Annotated in this window: 16 protein-coding genes; 7 read left to right on the forward strand and 9 right to left on the reverse strand. The window is 63.4% G+C overall.

Going from position 1 to position 18764, the window contains the following annotated elements; all coding sequences use genetic code 11:
* Positions 1 to 33 precede the first annotated feature (33 nt).
* From PW792_15855 to PW792_15875, 5 genes are all read right to left on the reverse strand, one after another.
* The gene (locus PW792_15855) at positions 34 to 1236 is read right to left on the reverse strand and encodes a TIM barrel protein (GenBank protein MDE1163398.1); all 1203 of its coding nucleotides are present in this window, start codon (positions 1234 to 1236) and stop codon (positions 34 to 36) included.
* Positions 1233 to 1868, reverse strand: coding sequence for an LUD domain-containing protein (locus tag PW792_15860; GenBank protein MDE1163399.1), 636 nt, complete (start codon positions 1866 to 1868; stop codon positions 1233 to 1235). Before PW792_15860 ends, PW792_15855 begins: the two co-directional genes overlap by 4 nt.
* Positions 1865 to 3328, reverse strand: a complete 1464-nt coding sequence (locus PW792_15865; GenBank protein MDE1163400.1) for a LutB/LldF family L-lactate oxidation iron-sulfur protein — start codon at positions 3326 to 3328, stop codon at positions 1865 to 1867. The genes PW792_15860 and PW792_15865 overlap by 4 nt, the downstream gene beginning before the upstream one ends.
* The gene (locus tag PW792_15870; protein ID MDE1163401.1) at positions 3325 to 4083 is read right to left on the reverse strand and encodes a (Fe-S)-binding protein; all 759 of its coding nucleotides are present in this window, start codon (positions 4081 to 4083) and stop codon (positions 3325 to 3327) included. The genes PW792_15865 and PW792_15870 overlap by 4 nt, the downstream gene beginning before the upstream one ends.
* A gap of 134 nt (positions 4084 to 4217) precedes the next feature.
* Positions 4218 to 5381 (reverse strand): glycosyltransferase, encoded by a 1164-nt coding sequence (locus PW792_15875; protein ID MDE1163402.1) that lies wholly within the window; start codon positions 5379 to 5381, stop codon positions 4218 to 4220.
* 58 nt (positions 5382 to 5439) lie between these two features.
* Between PW792_15875 and PW792_15880 the strand changes: the two genes are divergently transcribed.
* The gene (locus PW792_15880; protein ID MDE1163403.1) at positions 5440 to 6201 is read left to right on the forward strand and encodes an alpha/beta fold hydrolase; all 762 of its coding nucleotides are present in this window, start codon (positions 5440 to 5442) and stop codon (positions 6199 to 6201) included.
* Here the strand turns inward: PW792_15880 and PW792_15885 are convergent.
* Positions 6182 to 8545 (reverse strand): hypothetical protein, encoded by a 2364-nt coding sequence (locus PW792_15885; GenBank protein ID MDE1163404.1) that lies wholly within the window; start codon positions 8543 to 8545, stop codon positions 6182 to 6184. The two genes, PW792_15880 and PW792_15885, sit on opposite strands and share 20 nt — an antisense overlap.
* Positions 8532 to 9773, reverse strand: coding sequence for an O-antigen ligase family protein (locus PW792_15890; GenBank protein ID MDE1163405.1), 1242 nt, complete (start codon positions 9771 to 9773; stop codon positions 8532 to 8534). The genes PW792_15885 and PW792_15890 overlap by 14 nt, the downstream gene beginning before the upstream one ends.
* Positions 9774 to 9813: 40 nt before the next feature.
* Here PW792_15890 and PW792_15895 point away from each other — a divergent pair, with 40 nt between their 5' ends.
* The 6 genes from PW792_15895 (at position 9814) to PW792_15920 (ending at position 16870) form a co-directional block, all read left to right on the forward strand.
* Positions 9814 to 10686 (forward strand): 4'-phosphopantetheinyl transferase superfamily protein, encoded by an 873-nt coding sequence (locus PW792_15895; protein ID MDE1163406.1) that lies wholly within the window; start codon positions 9814 to 9816, stop codon positions 10684 to 10686.
* A gap of 250 nt (positions 10687 to 10936) precedes the next feature.
* On the forward strand, positions 10937 to 12031 hold the full coding sequence (locus tag PW792_15900) for a WecB/TagA/CpsF family glycosyltransferase (GenBank protein ID MDE1163407.1): 1095 nt from the start codon (positions 10937 to 10939) through the stop codon (positions 12029 to 12031).
* Positions 12032 to 12085: 54 nt separating this feature from the next.
* A complete protein-coding gene (locus tag PW792_15905) occupies positions 12086 to 13150 on the forward strand; it encodes a polysaccharide export protein (GenBank protein MDE1163408.1) in 1065 nt (354 codons plus the stop codon).
* A gap of 4 nt (positions 13151 to 13154) precedes the next feature.
* The gene (locus PW792_15910) at positions 13155 to 15320 is read left to right on the forward strand and encodes a hypothetical protein (protein MDE1163409.1); all 2166 of its coding nucleotides are present in this window, start codon (positions 13155 to 13157) and stop codon (positions 15318 to 15320) included.
* A gap of 39 nt (positions 15321 to 15359) precedes the next feature.
* Positions 15360 to 15872: a serine acetyltransferase gene (locus PW792_15915; GenBank protein ID MDE1163410.1), complete on the forward strand. Its 513-nt coding sequence runs from the start codon at positions 15360 to 15362 to the stop codon at positions 15870 to 15872.
* Entirely contained in the window at positions 15869 to 16870 is a 1002-nt protein-coding gene (locus PW792_15920) for a glycosyltransferase (protein ID MDE1163411.1), read from the forward strand. The genes PW792_15915 and PW792_15920 overlap by 4 nt, the downstream gene beginning before the upstream one ends.
* A 9-nt stretch (positions 16871 to 16879) precedes the next feature.
* Here PW792_15920 and PW792_15925 read toward each other — a convergent pair whose 3' ends face one another.
* On the reverse strand, positions 16880 to 18142 hold the full coding sequence (locus PW792_15925; GenBank protein ID MDE1163412.1) for a glycosyltransferase: 1263 nt from the start codon (positions 18140 to 18142) through the stop codon (positions 16880 to 16882).
* Entirely contained in the window at positions 18139 to 18750 is a 612-nt protein-coding gene (locus tag PW792_15930) for an acyltransferase (GenBank protein MDE1163413.1), read from the reverse strand. The genes PW792_15925 and PW792_15930 overlap by 4 nt, the downstream gene beginning before the upstream one ends.
* Positions 18751 to 18764: the final 14 nt, after the last annotated feature.

Raw genomic sequence — 18764 nt, forward strand, 5'->3', positions numbered from 1 at the left:
TCATTTGAATTTTGCGTCACCCTACGACGCAGGCTAGGCGTAGCTGCCGACTGCGCCACTGTTGGCTGCGGCGCGTTCCTGGCTGATGCGCTCGACATAGCCGCCTTCGTTGAGCGCCTGCAGCGGGTTTTCGTGCAGACCGTGCTGCTTGCGCCACGCCTTGACGAGCGGGCGGACGTCGGTCCAGAAGGCTTCGCGGAAGAGCTCTTCGGCATCGACGAGGCTGCAGGACTGCTGCAGATCGGCGAGCTTTTCCTGGTCAATGAGCGCGGCACGGGCGTAGAGGTCCTGCGCGGCCATCACGCTCTGGATCATCGCCTCGATCTTGCCCTTCATGTTGTGGCTCTGGTCGATCATGTAGGCGACGTCGTTGTCGGCGCCAGGGCCCGCGCTGTGCAACTCGTGGAAGATGCGGAAGAGCTGGTAGGGGTCGATGGAGCCGAGCGTGAGGTCGTCGTCGGCGTACTTGCGGTCGTTGAAGTGGAAGCCACCGAGGGCGTTGGTGTGGATGAGCCAGCAGACGATCTGCTCGATGTTGGTGGCGGGAGCGTGGTGGCCGGTGTCGACCAGGACCTTGGCCTGCGGGCCGCAGAACTGCGAGAGGTGGGCGGCCATGCCCCAGTCGGCCACGTCAGTGTGATAGAAAGCGGGCTCGAAGGGCTTGTACTCGATGAGCATTCGCTGGCCGGGAACCATGGCCGCGTAGGAAGCGGCGAGGGAGTCTTCGAGCCAGCCGATGCGGCGGCGCATGCTCTGTGTGCCGGGATAGTTAGAGCCGTCGGAGATCCACATGGAGATGTCGCGGGAGTTGAGCGCGGCAGAGATTTTGATGGACTCGATGACGTGGTCAACGGCCTGCTTGCGGATGCCCGCGTCTGGGTTGGCGATGGAGCCGAACTTGTACTCCTGCAACTGGAAGAGGTTGGGATTGATGGAGCCGGGGGCGATGCCGTTGGCTGCGGCAAGCGACTTGATGCTGTCGACGTCCGCGAGGCCGTTGGGGAGGTCCCAGAGGACGTGCAGCGCGACCGTGGGAGTGCAGCCGGTGAGGCGATTCACTTCGCCCGCGTCGGCGAACTTCTCTGCGATGGTGTTCGCTGCGCCGGGCTGAACGAACTTGCCGAAGCGCGTGCCAGTGTTGGCAAAGCCCCAGGAAGGGATTTCGATTTTGAAGCGGTCGAGCGCTGCGAAGACCCGTTGCTGCGCGTTGCTTTGTGTGGCGTCCATCTGTGTCATGTCCCTTCTTTTTCCACCAAAATCACGTACAGGAACCGGGGTCCGTGTACGCCTTTGACTCGTGTCATTTCGATATCTGCCGTCGCCGAGGGGCCGGAGACGAAGGTTGTCGGCATGGTTGCCGTGGGCGCGAGGCGCGCAATGGCTTCAGGCACGGTGGCGACAACCTGGCCGGTGCGGATGACGCAGAGATGCGTGTCCGGCACCAGGGTGAGCGCGCGGCGGCCTTCAGCAGGGCCGTGCTGCAGAACGAGGGTGCCGGTTTCTGCGATGCCGACGGTGCAGAGCGTGAGGACGCCGTCGAGTGTGTCCAACTCCGCGTGCGTGAGTGCGGCGTCGTCAATAAAAGCAACGTCTGCGGGACGCCAGGCCTGCGGGAAACCAGCAGGCAGGCCGACGCGGCTGGCGGCTGATGCAGAGATAGCAGCCGCGACGGTCTGCGCGACCTCTGCCGAAGTGCAGCGGAGAACGTGCGCGTCGTAGTCGAGGAGGCGGTCGATGAACTTTTCCAGGACGGCTTCGCGAGAGCTTTCGCTGGCGGCGCGATAGTCGCGGGGAATGGCGGCCTCCGCAGCGTGGGCTGTGGTGTTGGCTCGGGTGATGGCGGCGAGAATGTCTGCGCGTGCGCTCATGAACGCGGCTCCTTCTGGTCGCGCTGCTCCCACCATTCGCGGAAGGTTTGACTAGGCATGCCGGGGAGGTCGCGGGTGGCGGTCCACTGGCCGAGGAGGCCGGGGAGCCAGGAGACCCAGCGCTCGCCGGTGGGGTCTTCGCGCTCGAGCACACGCTGGGTGATGCGGCCGAGACGTTGCGCGGCGCGGAAGCGGCGTTCGCTGCGGAAGAGAAGGCCTGCGGTCTTCATGGCGACGGCTTCGGGAGCGAACGAGGATTTGCGGAGAACGACTTCGTGGCGAAGATGCACGAGCACTTCGGGGATGTTGATCTTGACCGGGCAAACCTCATAGCAGGCACCGCAGAGCGAACTGGCGTACGGCAGCGATTGTGCGTGCTCCAGGTGCATCAACTGCGGCGTGAGGATGGCACCGATGGGGCCGGAGTAGACGCTGCCGTAGGCGTGGCCGCCGGTTTGTTTGTAGACAGGGCAGGCGTTCTGGCAAGCCCCGCAACGGATGCAGTGCAGCGTCTGGCGGCCGTGCTCGTCGGCAAGGACGTCGGTGCGGCCGTTGTCGAGCAGGATGACGTGGAACTCCTGCGGGCCGTCGCCTTCGCGAACGCCGGTCCAGATGGAGTTGTATGGGTTCATGCGCTCGCCGGTGGCGCTGCGAGGGAGCGTCTGCAGGACGACGTCGAGGTCGCTGTAGCTGGGCAGCACCTTGTCGATGCCCGCGATGGTGATGAGCGTCTTCGGCAGCGTGAGGCACATGCGGCCGTTGCCTTCGCTTTCGACGACGCAGACGCCGCCAGTGTCGGCGAGCAGGAAGTTGGCACCGCTGACGGCGACGGGGACGCGCAGGAAGCGTTCGCGGAGGTAGAGGCGAGCGGCCCCGGCGAGTTCGATGGGATCGTCGCTGAGGTCGGTAAGGCCCATCTCGCGGCGGAAGATCTCGCGGATCTGCTGACGATTCTTATGCAATGCAGGCACGACAAGATGCGAAGGCTGGTCTTTGCCGAGCTGCACGATGAGTTCGGCGAGGTCCGTCTCGTAGGGGTGGATGCCAGCGCGCTCGAGAGCGCGATTGAGGCCGATCTCCTCGGTGGTCATCGACTTGATTTTGAGAACTTCGGGCTGGGCTTCGAAGCGATGCAAGGCTTCGGTTACGAGCCGAATGACGATGGCGTTGGCTTCTTCCGAGTTCCGCGCCCAGTGGACCTGTCCGCCAGCCTGAATGCAGTTGGCTTCAAAGCGCTGGAGGTTTTCGCTGAGCGTTGCCATGCTGTGGCGGCGGATGGCTTCGCCGGCCGAGCGGAGATCCTGCCACTCCGGCAGTTCGCCGACGACACGAGCGCGTTTGGCCTGGATGACGTCGGTGGCGTGGCGGACGTTCTTGCGTAGCTGCGAATCGGCTACGGCTTTGGCCGCGATGATGGGAAATGGGGCCGCAGTGCGCGGGTCGAGGGCGTGATCGCTCATCGTGCCTCCGGATCAGATTCGTCGGAGGCGAGAATTTCAGCGAGGTGCATGGCCTGAACGCCGGTCTGCTGACGGTGCAGCGCGCCCTCCATGTGCATGAGGCAGCTGTTGTCGGTGGCGGTGCAGAACTCGGCGCGGGTGTTGAGCACGGCGTTCACTTTGTCGGCCAGCATGGCGCTGGAGACGGCCCCGTTCTTGACAGCGAAGGTGCCTCCGAAGCCGCAGCACTGGTCGGCGCGTTCGAGTTGAACGAGGTCGATACCGCGGACGTTGCGCAGGAGTTCGGTGGGGCCGTCGCCGAGGCCGAGGCCGCGGAGGCCGTGGCAGCTGGGGTGGCAGGTGACGCGATGGGGGAAGTAGGCGCCGACGTTCGTGACGCCGAGGCGTTTGGTGAGGAGCTCAGAGAACTCGAAGACGCGTTCGAGGATGGCGGCGGTGCGCTGCACGATGCCGGGGTGCGAGCCGGTGGCATCGAGGGTCTTCGCCATGCCGGGGTAGTGGTCGCGCATCATGGCGACGCAGCTGGAAGACGGGACGACGACGGCGTCGGCGTCCCAGAACTGGTCGATAAAGCGCGGGAGCAGCGGAAGTGCGTCTTCCTGGTACCCGGTGTTGTAGTGCATCTGTCCGCAGCAGGTCTGACCGGCGGGAAAAGTGACCTCGTGGCCGAGGCGCTCAAGCACCCGAACGACAGACTTTCCTGTGTTGGGAAAGAGGGTGTCGTTGTAACAGGTGATGAACAGCGCGATCCGCATGAGGCCTCCGCCGGGCAAATAGCCGGGCAGAGGATGTGTATCACAACGGAAGATTCAAATGCGAATTTATTTCTAAATTGGATACTTCCGCGGGGGTTTAGGAGCGCTTCCCTGAAGCTGCGGAAAGGCCGTGGCTACTGGTTGCGCTCGGTGCGAACCCAGCTGGCGGAGCCGTCGGCGGCGGCGCGGGTCTGCTTGCGGAGAACCAGCTTGAAGAAGAGGTACTTTGGCACGCTCAGAAGAGCGCGGAACATGGCAGCAGGCTGCTGCGAGAGGAACGCTGAGACGACGACATAGGGCACGATGCTGAAGAGGCCGAGCGCAGCGTAGGCGCGTGTGATGCCGACGGGAAAGAGCAGGCCGAGCACCAGCAGTGGAACGGCCGAACCTACGGGCAAGGCGAGGAGGTCGAGCAGAGGCTCCAGCAGAGCAGGGCGGCCACGGAGGACTTCGCGGAAGAGCGGCCCGGCGAACTGGCGGCGCATGGCGGAGCGCCCCCCCTCCCAGCGAGCGCGCTGCGTGCCTGCGGCGGCGTTGTTGTCGGGCACTTCGCCGTGGACTTCGGCGGCGTCGAGGAAGGTGACCTTGCGGCCTGCGCGGACGAGGCAGAGGTGATACTCGAGGTCTTCGACGAGCGAGTGGGCGGTGTAGGGCAAGGCGCGGAGCGTGTCTGCCGAGAGCGCGAAGCCGTTGCCGAAGATGCCGCAGGAGAGCCCGAGGTTGGCGCGGCCACGGGGGCGCAGCACGTTGAAGCCGTAGAGGCCGAGCGCGAGCAGGCGCTGGCGGTCGTTGTCCTGGGCTCCGGCGGCGATGTAGCGGGCCTGCACCGCGTCGGCTCCGGCAGCGAAGGCGGCACAGGCCTGGGCGATGAGCTGTGGCGTGACCTGGGAGTCTGCGTCGACGACCATGACGGCGTCGGCGTGGCGGTCGAGGGCTTGCGCGAAGCCGTAGAAGAGGGCAGCCCCTTTTCCCCGGCTGCCGTCGTCCTGCAGCGGGAGCACGGTGGCTCCGGCGGCGAAGGCTTGCTGGGCCGTGGCGTCAGAGCAGTTGTGCGCGATGACGAGGGTGAGTGCAGGCGAGACGCCGGCCGCGAGGACGCTTTGCACGCAGGCGGTGATGAGCTTTTCTTCGTTGTGACCGGGAATGATGACGGCAAGCCGGAAGGCTTCGGAGTCCTTGGCCACAATGGGTGTTGCGGGCCAAAGGGCGGCGAGCGAAAGCGCAAGCAGCTCCACGACGAGGGGAAGGGTGGGCAGCAGGAGGAGCGCGGCGATGAGGGCAAAGGCAACGTGCAGCACGACTTCTCCTGGCGACAGGTGCAGGCGCACCGGATGGCTAGATTCTAGACTGGAGAGCGTGAGCCCCTGGATACAACTTCGGAACCTGACGCCTGCGACTCCCGGTGCGCCAAACCTTTTCTGTTTGCCCCATGCGGGAAGCGGGGCTGCGGGGTTTTATCGGTGGCGTCGGGCGCTGGGCGGGCTGAACGTTTGCCCGGTGCAGTTGCCGGGGCGCGATGCGCGGATGACGGAGCCAGCAGCCACCAATGCCAGTGCGCTGGTGGAGATGATGCACGCGGCGCTGGTCGAGCATCTGCAAGTGCCGTACGTGATCTTTGGACACAGCATGGGGGCGTTGCTGGCGGCGCTGTGGGCGCAGAAGATTCAGCAGCAGGGTCTGCCTGCTCCGCTGGCGGTGGTGCTTTCCGGGCGAGGTGCGCCGGGGACGGTGCCGGTGTTTCCCCAGCTTTCGGAGATGAGCGACGAGGAGCTGGCGGGCGCGCTGGATGCGCGGTTCGGCGGGAACTCGGGCACGATGCTGATAGCTGACCCGGAGCTGCGGGCGCATTACATGCCGCTGCTGCGGGCGGACCTGGCGCTGGTCGACAGCGCGGACGCGGCGAAGTTTACGGAGCGGTTGCAGGTGCCGGTGGTGGTGGTGCGTGCGGCTTCTGACCCCGCAGTGCCGGAGGACAAGGCAGAGGCGTGGCGCGAGTTTACGGCGAGGACGTTTCGTGTGGAGACGTTGCCGGGTAACCATTTTTCGCACTTTGCGGAGAGTGAAGGCGCGATGCTGGAGCTGTTGCAGAGAGTTGCAACTACGGCTGCGTCCAGCTAAAGACGGTCATGGAGAAGGGCGACAGCGGTAGCGTGGCTGCGGCGTCGATGCTCTTCTCTGCCGTGTCGCGAAGCTTTACGTGCTCGCCGTTTTCGTTGGAGTCTTCGATGTGGTCGGCGGTGAGCGTGGTGACCTGCACGCCGTTGCGATTGGCCACGATGCCAGCGAGATGCACAGGCAGAGCGCGGTCGCGGCTGAGGTTGAAGACGACGAGCGAGTGCTTCGCCCCGTCAGCAAAGGCGAAGCTCTGCAGCAGAGGAATGTCGCCAGCGGCGATCTTGTCGTTGGTGCTGGCGGGCTGATGCCAGGTGGGGTTTGCCCCGGTGGACTCGGTTGCGACCATGTTGCCAAGCAGGGCGCGGTTGATGGCACTGAGGGCGAGGAAGCCGGGGCGGCGGAGGTTGGTGGCTCCGCCCATGTCGACCACACCGCCCCAGAGGGGCGTGTTGCGCTTGGGGCCACCCCTGGAGGTGAAGCCGTTGGCGTACTCCGGCAGAGCGAAGAAGCACTGGTCGGTGATGCCCTGCTCGCGCAGCATCAGCAGCATGTGGTCGGCGACGGCGAGACCGCCGCCGAGCGAAGGCACGGTCTGGTCGATCTGCTGTTGCGTGATGTTCGGCGAACCGGTGGCGGTGCCGAGGTTGACCTCGTAGACGTTCAGACGCTTGCCGTGCGCGGCCTTCTCAAGAGCGGCGCGTTGCTGCGCGAGGCCGCCGCCGGAGGTGTCCCACTCCGAGGGCTGCGCGAACATGGAGCCGAAGATGGATTCGCGGCTGGCGGCGTCGTTGAACTCGCTGAAGAGATAGGGCGCGACGGAGAAGGAGTCTGCCTGCCCGTTGGCGGCGCGAGCTTCCTGCTCGGTCCACCACGGCACGGCGAACCATGAGCCTGCGATGAGATCAAAGCGCTGCGGATGGAAGTAAGGCGAGGTGCGGGCGGCGCGGTAGACGCTGGCGATGCGCTGACCGTAGGCGGTGGGGTCGTGCAGCGCGGCACCGGAGAAGGACATGGAGTTCCACTGCTCGTTGCCGAGTTCGAGGTGGATAACGGGGAAGGCGTCGGTCCAGGGTTTGGCGTGACCGAGCGCGGCACGGCGGCCGCCGTAACGGGTGCTGGCGGGGGCGGAGAGGAACTCGATCAGGCCCTGCATCTCCCACGGCGAGAAGCCTGCGGGGAGAGAGATCCATGGTTCGGCACCGATGGCCTGTGCGAGTTCGAGCACCTCCGGCACGGAGTAGGCGATGTCTTCGTGGGTCTTGTCCTGCGTGCTGTAGCCGGTGCGGCGGCGGGAGAAGGAGGGCGCGAGGAGGTCGTCGAGCGAGGCGCCGAAGTTGCTGCCGTTATCCATGAAGCGGAGGATGCCGGGGTGCGCTTCGCGGAGGGCAGAGACGACTTCGTCGCGGAAGGCGGTGGGGTTGCCGGGGGTGCGGGCGGGGGTGAGACTGACGTCGTCGAGCAGAGCAGAGGAGTTGTCGAGCACGAACTGGAGTCGCACGCTGCCGAGCGCGCCGGGCTTGTCGTCGGCGCGGAAGCTGAAGGTGTACAGGTGCCAGGCGGGCGTCAAGGGGATGGACTTCTCGAAGAAGTGCGCCGCGCCGTGATGCGTGTCCAGACGATCGAGCGCGAGGCGAAGGGTGTTGGCTCCGCCAGCGGCTTTGGCGCGGAAGCTGAGCGTGTAGGTGCCGTGCAGATGAACGAAGGAGTGCGTTTCGAGGGTGTCGAAGTAGCTGGCGAGTTCCGCGTGGCCGCAGGCACCGGCTGCGTTGACGCGAACGGCCTGATGCGAGGCGCTGCCGGGAGGCAGATCGCCGCGTTCGGCGACGGCTGTGGCTCCGCAGGCGAAGCTTGTCCACCAGCCGGCGGTGGGGTCGCCGGGCTTGTCGGCGCGGACGAGCAGGAAGTCGTTGTCCTGGGGCTCGCGGTCGAGCGTGTTGAAGGCGAGCGAGTAGCCGAGCGGAGGCGTGGCGGCGTGGCTGTCCGTGACGCGGGAGATGGCTCCTGCGGCGGGGCCGCTGAGGACCTGGACCCAGGCGCCATCGAGAAAGTGGTCGGGCCAGACGGTGTAGGGGTTTTCGTCCGAGCAGGAGGACTGGCCGAAGTGTTTGCAGCGGAGGATCGTCTGCCAGGTTTCGCCTTCGAAGCCAGGGTTGCGCTGGATGAGGTTGCGCGCCATCTGGCCGGAGTCGTAGAAGGTCTGTCCGCTGAGGTTGATGCCGAAACGCTTGACGCCGGAGTGCAGCACGCGCGGTGTGACACGGATGGTGGTAGCGTCCTGCGCTTCGCTGACGCCAACGGAGGCGAACGCGGACAACGCCAGCAGAGCGAGGCTTCTACGCGAGAACATGGTTGAACTCCAGATGGCGCTCGACGGGGTTGACGCGGTTGAGGACCTGCGACCAGCCAGCGATGAGGAAAAAGAGCTGATACGGCTGGTTGCCAAGGAAGACGGTCGCGATGGTGAGCAGGATGCCTGCGAAGGCCCCGAAGAGCGAGTAGGCGAAGAAGCGGTCCATGCGGTTCTTCGCCACAACAGCGGCGAGGATGAGACGGACGAGGCACTCAGCGGCGAGCAGGCACATCGCGCCTGCGCCGACCCAGCCCTGCACGAGCCAGACGAAGAGGTACTCGTTGTCGATGGAGTCCTGGCCGGGGGCGCGCGGGAAGTCCTGTCCCCAGCCAAAAGCGCCGCCCTGCTTGGCGATGGGAATGTAGTTATCGAGGAGTTGCTGACGGTACTGCGCGGTCTGGGCTTCGTTGCTGGCGGGGTTGGGGTCGCTGACGAACTTCTTCGCAGCAACGTACCCTACGCCGAGCAGCGGTAAGGCAACGAGCGCAAAGAGAAGGCTGTTGCGCCAGATGCGCTTGCTCTTGCCGATAAAAGCGATGGGCAAAGCGAAGACACAGCCGAGCCACGGACCACGGGCCTGCGTGGTGAAGAGGAAGACGAAGAGCACCATGAAGATGAGCGTCTTGACGTTGAGCGGATGGTTGAACCACGGAAGCTTTTCCGGCCAGGGCTTCGCGTAAGCCAGCCAGACGGCGAGCATGATGGCGAAGAGGATGACGAGGCCGGCGAGTTCCGATTGACCGTAGGGACCGGAGACGCGGCCAAAGCCCCAGCGCAGTTGCGTCTTCCACGCGAAAGACTCGTTGGGGAAGAAGCGACCCCAGACGAGCGTAAAGGGGTTGATGCTCATGCGGTACTCATAAAACGAGATGAGCGCGCAGACGATCATGAGCTTGACGACGCGGCGAGCGGTTTCGAGACGAAGCCCGGCCTGCTCGATCAGCGTCTTGCCGATCATGTAGGGGATGACGCCTTCGACGAGGTTGTTGAAGAGGTCAAAGATGGAGCCCGTGGTGTGGCCGTTACGATAGTCCGTGACACAGGTGCTGAGCATGAAGAGCGCGATCCAGAGATCGGCCGTGGTCCAGCGCCAACGCGGCATCAGCTTGAGAAGGATGGCGATACCGATAGGAATCAGCGCCGACTGGCCCACCGTGATCGGCGGCAGAGCAGCGACTTTCCAGAAGTAATAGGACGGGAAAAGAATGAAGAGCGGAAGGTACACGCTGAGGAAGACGTGAGGCAGCGGGCGCCGGAAGAGCGCAATGAATGCAAATCAGACACGGAAGAAGGACAATGATTTGCATGGTGACAAACTGGGGCGAGAGCGGCCTGGCTTCATGCTACAGCGCATGGCTATCGTTGCAGCCAGGGTGGGTATCTGCAATGCCACCTTGCGGGCAGAGACAGAGGGGGCGGACGGTATGAGTTTTCTGCCTGCGGTGCCCGTTTTGCCAGGCATGCTCGAGGACGACGTCATCCTGTTGGCGTTGCTGCCGATTGCAGATGCGACAGAAGAAGAGTTGCAGCGGGCAACAGCTCTGCTGCCCGCTGAAGAACAGCAACGGGCAGTGCGGTTTGTTCGCCAGGAACCACGAGCGGAGTTCGTGTGGACGCGGCTGCTTTTTCGCACGATTGCGGGCAAGCTGCTGGGCTGTCGCCCACAGGAAATTGCCGTACGAATTGCCGCTGGCGGGAAACCCGAGTGTGAGGGATTGAGCTTCAGCCTGTCGCATACGCGTGGGCTGGTGGGCTGCGCGATATCGCGAAACGTGGCCGTGGGTGTCGACCTGGAACGCGAGGACATGACGCTGGAGGTGCTCGACATTGCACGCACAGCGTTCAGTGAGGCCAATGTGCGCGAACTGGAAGCCTCGCCCGACGACGAAAGCCGGATGCGGAGCTTTCTGCTACTGTGGTGCGAACGAGAAGCTGTGGCAAAGTGCGTGGGCCGAGGAATTGCGGAGCCTGCGGCGCTGCTTGGCTTATGGAAAACTGTCGATTTTCGGACGCAACCTTTATCTCTTCCAACAGGTTTTCAAGGAAGTTTGGCGTATCAAAACGACTTTGCGATGCGGGTGCGGCAGCCAGGGCTGCAGGGCCTGTATAGCGTTTCAGCGTTGCTAGAATCAGCCTAAATCCCTGCCACAAAGATGGCAGAACGGGCCAAAGGAAACGTTTCCCTTACGTTTCTGTCCAAAATACGGACAAATGGTTACCAACGGGTGAGTGTCCCTGCGTGCAAAGTGGCATGGGATCGTTGCCTCACTCGTGGAACCATCATTACTCTGCGGTACTGAACGTTTTTTCTACCGGAATCTGTCTACGATGATGCGTCGAAACTCTAGAGTTGTGTCCCTCTTCGGACTACCCATCTGCAATGTTGCGATGGATCGCGCAGTCGCGAGCATTGAGTCGCGCATCCGCTCCGGTGGAACGTATCAGATTGCGACAGCGAATCTGGACTTCGTTCGCAACGCTCGCCGCAACCCGGAACTGCACCGCGTGATCTGCGATTGCGCGATGGTGCTACCGGATGGCTTCCCGCTGGTGTGGGCCTCAAAACTGATGGACCGCCCGCTGCGGGAACGCGTTGCCGGTTCAGACCTTACGGTAGAACTCGCAAAGCTTTCAGCCGAAAAAGGCTATGGCATCTTTCTGCTTGGCTCGTCCGATGCCAGCGCGCAGGAGTCCATGCGCGTGCTCAGTGCGCGCTTCCCTGGCGTGAACTTTGTAGGACAGTATGCCCCGCCGCCCGCATCGCTGGACAAGATGGACAACACCGAGATTCTGCGTCGGGTCCATGCCGCGCATCCGCATATTCTGCTGGTGGCGTTTGGCAATCCGAAGCAGGAGTTCTGGATCCATCGCCATCTGGAGCAGCTGCGCGTGCCGATTGCGATCGGTATCGGCGGAACGCTGGAGATGATTGCAGGGACGTTGAAGCGCGCGCCCAAGTGGGTGCAGGCGCTGAATATGGAGTGGGCGTACCGCATGATGCAGGAGCCCGCACGTCTGCTGCCTCGCTATGCCCATGATTTTGGCGCGCTGCTGCGCTATCTGCCGCGCGAAGTGATCGCGCAGCGGATGCAGAAGAAGCGCAGCAAGGGCGACATGATCCGCATCGACCAAGAGCGCGGACACCTGGTCGCACAGGTGCGTGGCGCGCTGACCGGGCCGCTGTGCGGACAGATGCGCGATATCGTTTCCGATGCCATTCGCCGTGGCGATAACGTCACGATCGACCTTGCGGATGCTTCGCAGGTTGGCGCGGATGGACTGGGCTGCCTGCTGGATGCACGCCGCAGCCTGCATAGTCGAGGTCTCGATTTCTACCTTGTCAGCCCGAGCGGCAGCGTTCGCCGGGTGCTTGATGCTTCCGCACTTCGCTCGCTGCTGTATGAGCAGAAGACGCCGGAAGAGAAGAAAGTTCAGCAGTACCCAGAGGAGTCGTTGCCGGCCGTTGATCGCATGTCTGCGTAATCAACTTGATTCAGCAGATGTTTCACTGCGGGGCCAGCCACCTAAGATATGTCCATGCCTTTCGGGATTCACGAACGCGCCGCACGCGCCATCACGCTTCCTGTGATGTTTGCTGCACTGTTTGCGGCCAGCGCGCAGGCGCACTCCCAAAGCACACCGCTTACGACTCCGACTTCGACAGAGAGTGGAGCGATTCCCGCAAGCGTCTTCTCTGATCTGCTGCAGACGCAGCCCGCAGAGAACCAGCCGTATCAACTGGGGCGCGGCGATGCGATCAGCGTGGTGGTCGAAGGACGGCCGGAGCTTTCGAGCAAACAGATTGTCGGACCGGATGGCAGCATTACGATGCCGCTCGTCGGCTCGATTGTGCTGGTAGATAAGACGCGCGATCAGGCGTCCGAAGCGATTCGCCAGTCACTGCTGAAGTACTACACCTTCCCTGTTGTGACGGTCACGGTGGAAGGCTACAACTCCAACCGCGTGCTTCTGCTGGGTTCGATTTCGACCCCGGGGATGCAGGTGTTTGACCATACACCGACGCTGCTGGAGGTTCTGGCGCGTGGCGGTGGAGCGACCCATGGTGGCTTGAACAGCCGAAGCGGCGGAGGCTATGGCGGCAACAGCGGTGGCGGAAGCAGCGATCCGATGCCGGACAAAGCCATCATCTATCGCAGCAACGAGACGGCGATTACGCTCGAGGTTCGCAAGCTGATTGCGAGCGGAAGCCCGCTGGCGAACATTCGCCTGAAGCGCGACGATGTTGTGTTCATTCCCTCCAGCACGGACCGCTTCGTTTCGGTGCTGGGACAGGTGCAGCGCCCGGGTTCGCAGATGCTGGAGCAGCAGACGACGCTGGCACGCATTCTTTCGGACGCTGGCGGGTTGCTGCCACAGGCAGGCAAAGACCCCAAGATTCGCATTATCTCCGCAACAACGGGCAAAGAGCAGGATGTGCTCTTTAAAGACGTGCTGAGCCCGCGCACCTCCGAGGTGAAGCTCGAGGCCGGAGACATTATTTATATCCCGCAGAGTGGCTTCAACTCTGTGACATACACGATTGAACGGCTATCGCCGCTGGCAACCATCTTCACAACCGCAGCTCTACTGAACCAGCACTAAAACGATGAGCAACGACCTCAAAAACGGCACGATCGTCCGCGGAACGGACCAGGACTTCGCCTCGGGTGAAGCGGGTGCGCGTGCCGGTCGTAGCGCAGGCGCAGCGGCGTTTCGGCTGGACATCCGCCGAGCGTATGCGATGCATCGCAAGGCTGCATGGGTTGCGGGACTGAGCGTGTTTCTGCTGGTGCTGGCGTACGGCGTTTCGCGGCCAAAGAAGTACGAGGCCGAGGCGGTTTTCTATGTCGCGCCGGTGCAGCGCGATGTGCTGAACACGAACAACACGCAAGGCTACGACGACGCCAAGTACAACGCGACGCTGCAGCAGTTGATGCAGACGATGCAGCGCGTGGATGTGGCTGAGACGGCCGTGAAGACGCTTCCCGAAGGTGTGTGGCGCGGGAAGAAAGAACCGGTTCGGCTGGCGGCGATTCGACTGATCAGCGGGCTGACGGTGCAGCGCGCAGGCAGCAGCTTTCAGCTGGTTGCCGATCTGCAGGGCGATGACGCGGAAGGCACTGCGGCGGCGTTGAATGCATTGTCAAAGGCGTTCATCGAGCAGGTGAAGACAGAAGCTGCCGGGCCGATTGATCAGCAGCTTGTGTTGCTGAACAGTGAGAAAGATAGCGTGACGGACGCGCTGGTGAAGGCCCGTGCGCAGCAGGCGCAGCTTTCCTCCGCACTCGGTGTAGCACGGCTGAACACGGACGCCAGCAACCCGTTTGATGAGAACGTCAACCTGATTCGCCAGCAGATTTATTCGTTGCAGCAGAGCCGCCAGATGCAGGGCGGAGGCTACGGCGAACAGTCGGGTGGTGGAGCGGTTTCGTCTACCGGCAACCTGGTGAACTCGCTGAGTTCGCGCAAGGCGCAGCTGCAAAGCCAGATGGCTGGCATGACGCCTGCGAACCCAATTTATCAGCAAGACCAGGCCGAGCTGGCCGTGACAGAAAAGTCATTGTCCAACGCAAGTGAGCGGTTGGAACAAGAGAACAACGAACGCGATAGCCGTCGCCAGCGGGCTTCGGACGAGCGTGCAAAGAGCCTGGAAGCTGCGCTGAAGGCACAGATGGAGCGCCAGAGTGCGACCGCTGCTGCCGCGGCCCCGCAACTACAGCAGTATGCTGCTCTGACGAGCGAGATCGATCGGCTGCAGGTGCGTTCCAATGCGATTGACGAGAGCGAACGCACGATCGAACTGGAGCGGCGTTCGCCCTCGCAGGTTCGCGTGGCTGTGCCTGCGAGCACGCCCCCGGGCCCCGTTCCGGGCAAGCGCAAGCTGATTACGGCGGCGTCCTTCCCACTGGGACTTCTGGCTGGAGCGATTGTAGCGCTGCTGGCGCATACGCGTGATCGTCGCATCTTCCTGAGTCGCGATATCGAGCAGATACTGGGCTTCCGCCCGATGGCTGTTCTGCCTGTGGCTACAGAGGTTTCGGAGCCGGTCCACAACTCGTACCTGCTGCGACTGGCGGCGGCGATTGAAAACTCCTATCGCAATGGCGGAGCGCGGACGTTTGTCTTCACTGCGCCAAACCCGGAGACAGATGTCGAAGACCTCGTCTTCCATCTACAGCTCAAGATGAAGGACCTGGGATACTCTGCGCTTTGGATTGACAGCGAAACGCTGCTGCGCGCGGAGAAGGACTTCGAAGAGGCGTATGGCCGCGGACCTTCGATGGACGAAGACACGCGGTACTCGGAGAAAGGCACCGATGGCTACGCCGCCGCGCGCCTGGCATGGCTGCAGCGCGACTATGACCTGGTGCTGATCGATGCTCCGGCGCTGACGATCTCCGGAGAAGCTGAGTATGCGGTTCGCCGCTGCGATGCCACCGTGCTGGTAAACGAGAGCGGTGTGACGACGCGCGATGATCTGCAGCTTGCAGGCGAGATTCTGGAGCGGATCGGTCTTGGCGGCGTGGGTGCGGTCGTGAAGGACCTGAAGCTGGAGAACGCGGATGTGATCTTCCAGAACGCGGTGCGCAAGGCCGAAGCGGATCATGCTCGCCGGGTTCCACGTGAGCCGCGCGACAATGAAGGATCCTGGCAGGTGCTGGAGGCGGGAACGACACGCGAACTGGTGCTGCCGGGTGATCCTGTGGCGCGCAGTCGCCGTCGCAAGCGCCCCGAAAATGCGGCGTATCCTCGTTTTACGCAGACACGGTAAACGTCTGCTACCCAGTCCACGTCGTTCCCGGTACCCATCATGTTTGAACATATTCGCGAAGACTGGCGAGCACATAACCGGGACTGGACGCGGCAAGGCTTCTGGGTAATGGTCGTCTACCGCTACGGGCGCTGGCGCTATGGCATTCGGCCGCGCGTGCTGCGTGTTCCGTTTTCGTTCCTCTATAAGTTCATGAAGTTCTGGGCTGACTGCGTGCTGGGTGCGGAGATTCCGTGCGAGGTGCAGATCGGCCGGCGGTTCGTGCTGGAGCACACGGGAACGATTGTGATCAGTGGCGATGCGGTGCTGGGCGATGATTGCGTGCTGCGCCACGGCGTGACCCTGGGGCTGAAAAACCGCGGGCTGCGCGGCTCACCAAGGCTGGGCAATCGCGTGGATGTTGGCGCAGGGGCAAAGCTGCTGGGGCCGATCGTGATCGGCGACGATGTTGCGATAGGCGCGAACGCGGTGGTGCTGTGTGATGTTCCAGCGAACCACATCGCGGTGGGCAATCCGGCGGTGATCAAGCCGCGCAAGGTTTCGGCGCGATGAGCCAGATTGCCAGGCTTTCGGTGGTGGTGATCGGGCGCAACGAAGGCCCGCGGCTGGAGCGCTGCCTGGCGAGCGTTCGCGCAATGCGCAACGATGGTTGGGAGAGCGAGTATCTCTACGTCGACTCGGGTTCGACCGATGACAGCCTTGCTATTGCAGAGCGCAATGGCTTCACGACGATTCCCTTGCCTGCTGGAAAACCTACGGCTGCGCGCGGACGCAACGCCGGATGGCGTGCCGCGACGGGCGATGTGGTGCTCTTCCTCGACGGCGATACCGTGTTGCACCCGGAGTTCGTGGCCGAGGCGTCGCAGTCGTTTGCTGACGCGGAGACCGCGGTGATCTGGGGGCATCGGCGTGAGCTGTATCCCGAGCAGACGATCTACAACCGCGTGATGGACCTGGACTGGATCTACGCGCCGGGATGGACGCCGTTCTGCGGAGGCGATGCGCTCTTTCAGCGCAACACGCTGCTAGCGGTGGACGGCTTTGACGAGACGCTGATTGCGGGCGAGGAGCCGGAGCTTTGCCGCCGGATTCTAGCGCGTGGCGAGCGTATTCTGCACGTTGACCAACCGATGACCGGGCATGACCTTGCACTGCGCTCGTTTCGCTCATACTGGCAGCGCGCGGAGCGGGCAGGACATGCGTATGCCGAGGTGGCTGCACGGTTTGCCGAGAGCGGATCGCCGTTCTGGCAGGATGAGGTGGCGCGCAACCGCAAGCGGGCCATGCTGCTGATGGGGCTGCCGCTGGTTGGGTTGGTGGTCTCGCTGCTGTTTCTTTCGCCGTGGCCGCTGCTTGTGGTCGCTGCGCTGCTGCTGGCGCTGCTGCTGCGGACGGCGTGGAAGGCGAGATGGAAGTCCAGCAACAAGCTGACGCTGCTACTTTACGGAGCGCACTCCCACTTGCAGCAGATTCCGATCTACTTCGGTCAGCTTCGCTTTGCGCGCAATCGCAAGGCGGGCCGCAAGGCCGATCTGCTTGAGTACAAGTAACCGTCTGAGCTAAGCATATTTGCGGATGAGCGCGGCGCGCTCGGCGAAGACGGCTTCGTCGGTGAAGCGCTGACCGTTCTGTGCGGCTGCCTGCATCAGCGTGACAAGTTGCTCGCGGTTACGGCTGAGGTCCGCAAGGAGCGTGCCGAGTGCGGCGGTATCGTGCATCGGGACAAGCTCACCACCGCCGTGGCCCTGGAGAAGATCTTCGGCGAAGGCGTTGCGGTAGCCGAGCATCGGCGTGCCGGTGACGAGGGTTTCAAGCAGGATGCGCGGGGACTCCGGCGTGATGTGCGTGAAGAGCAGGACGTCGGCGCTGCGGAGGTGATCGAGCAGCACGGCGCGGTCGGCGACGAAGCCGGGGTACTGCACGATGTCTTCGAGGCCGAGACGCTTGCGTTCGGCGAAAGCTTCGTCATGCAGCGGACCTTCACCCAGCCAGATGGCGTCAAGCTCAGCACCGCGGTTGCTGGCCTCTGCGACAGATGCCAGCCACTCAAGCGGGGCCTTCATGGCGTCGAGACGCCCAGCGTAGACGACACGAAGACCGCTACGGGTGCGAGCGTCCGCGACCTTCGCGGTGAGTTGCTGGGTGGTGATGAGGTCTGCGGGTTTGGTGTGGACGTCGTGGATAAGGTGGTTCGCGCCTTTGCGAAGCCACGGGGCATAGGCGCGGAAGCAGTCGTCGCCGTGCCAGAGTCCGAGCGTGGCGTGCTGAATGACGTGGCGATGGTAACGCTCCATCAGCGGGGCTTCGACGGCGACGCGCAGACGACGCGCGAGGCTGGCTCCGATGGCGGTTTTGCGGATCAGGTCATGCTCTACGCGGTCGGTATGGATGGAGTAAGTACGCTTCTGCGCGATAGCTTCGAGAGCCGCGATCGCTGCCCAGTCGCCGACCGTTCCACCAATGGCAAACTGCAGATGTCTGGATTGGCGAACGCCTTCGGCGAGTGTTGCGCGGGTGGTCTTGTAGGTCTTCGCGAACTCTTTTGGCGAGTAGGCCCAGGGCAATGGATCGCAGAGGAGGCGGTCGGCGTGCTGCAGTTCGCTGACCTTGCGCCAGGTGAAGCCGGCGAGCGAAGGGATGAGGCTTTCCGGAATGACAGGCGCGGCAATGCGAAGGGGGCTGAAGGATTCGGCCCAACGATCAAGGCCGTTACCTGCCTGCGACTCGACCCACAATTCGCCTTCGTGGAGACGGAACGGCACGGGCAACACAAGGTACATGCTGCTGAGTTCTTGCGAGGCTTGCACGGCGGTGGAGGTCACAGGCGTTCACCTCGTAGGTCTTGCGCGGAAGCGCCGATTGGCCTTGCAGGAACGCCTGCGACGACGGCGTTGGCAGGGACGTCTTTTGTCACCACGGCGTTTGCGCCAACGGTGGCGCCGTCGCCGATGGTGACACCACCGAGCACGGTGACGCCGCGGCCGATCCAGACTTCGCGGCCAAGCACGATGGGCTTTGCCGTGTGACCGGCGTCGCGGAGAGGGATGCCTTCGACGCGGACGTGGTTTGCGTCGCGCAGGCTGGCGTACTCGCCGATCATGGAGCCGTCGCCGATGGTTACGCCAGCCATGGCGACGAGGTGGACGCCGCGCGAAAGTACGCAGCCCGAGCCAACAGTGATGGCTGCGGCTTCCTGCGTTTCAAGATGCGTGCCGGGATAGAGCAGGCAGTGCTCGCCGAAGCGAATGCGGTGGGTTCCGTAGACCCATTGCTTGCCGAGCACGACGGTAGAGCTGGGCAGAGACTCTCGCAGTTGGGCCGCAAGGGAGGCGAAGCTGAACAGGCGGCGCGTGGCTTCGCAAAGACCGGCGCTCGCTCGAAGGAGCGCGACCAGAGGAGCGGCCAGAAGCTGTTTGCCGGAACGTGTCATGCTGATTTGCCTTA

The sequence above is a fragment of the Acidobacteriaceae bacterium genome, assembly GCA_028283655.1.
Classification (GTDB): Bacteria; Acidobacteriota; Terriglobia; order Terriglobales; family Acidobacteriaceae; genus Granulicella.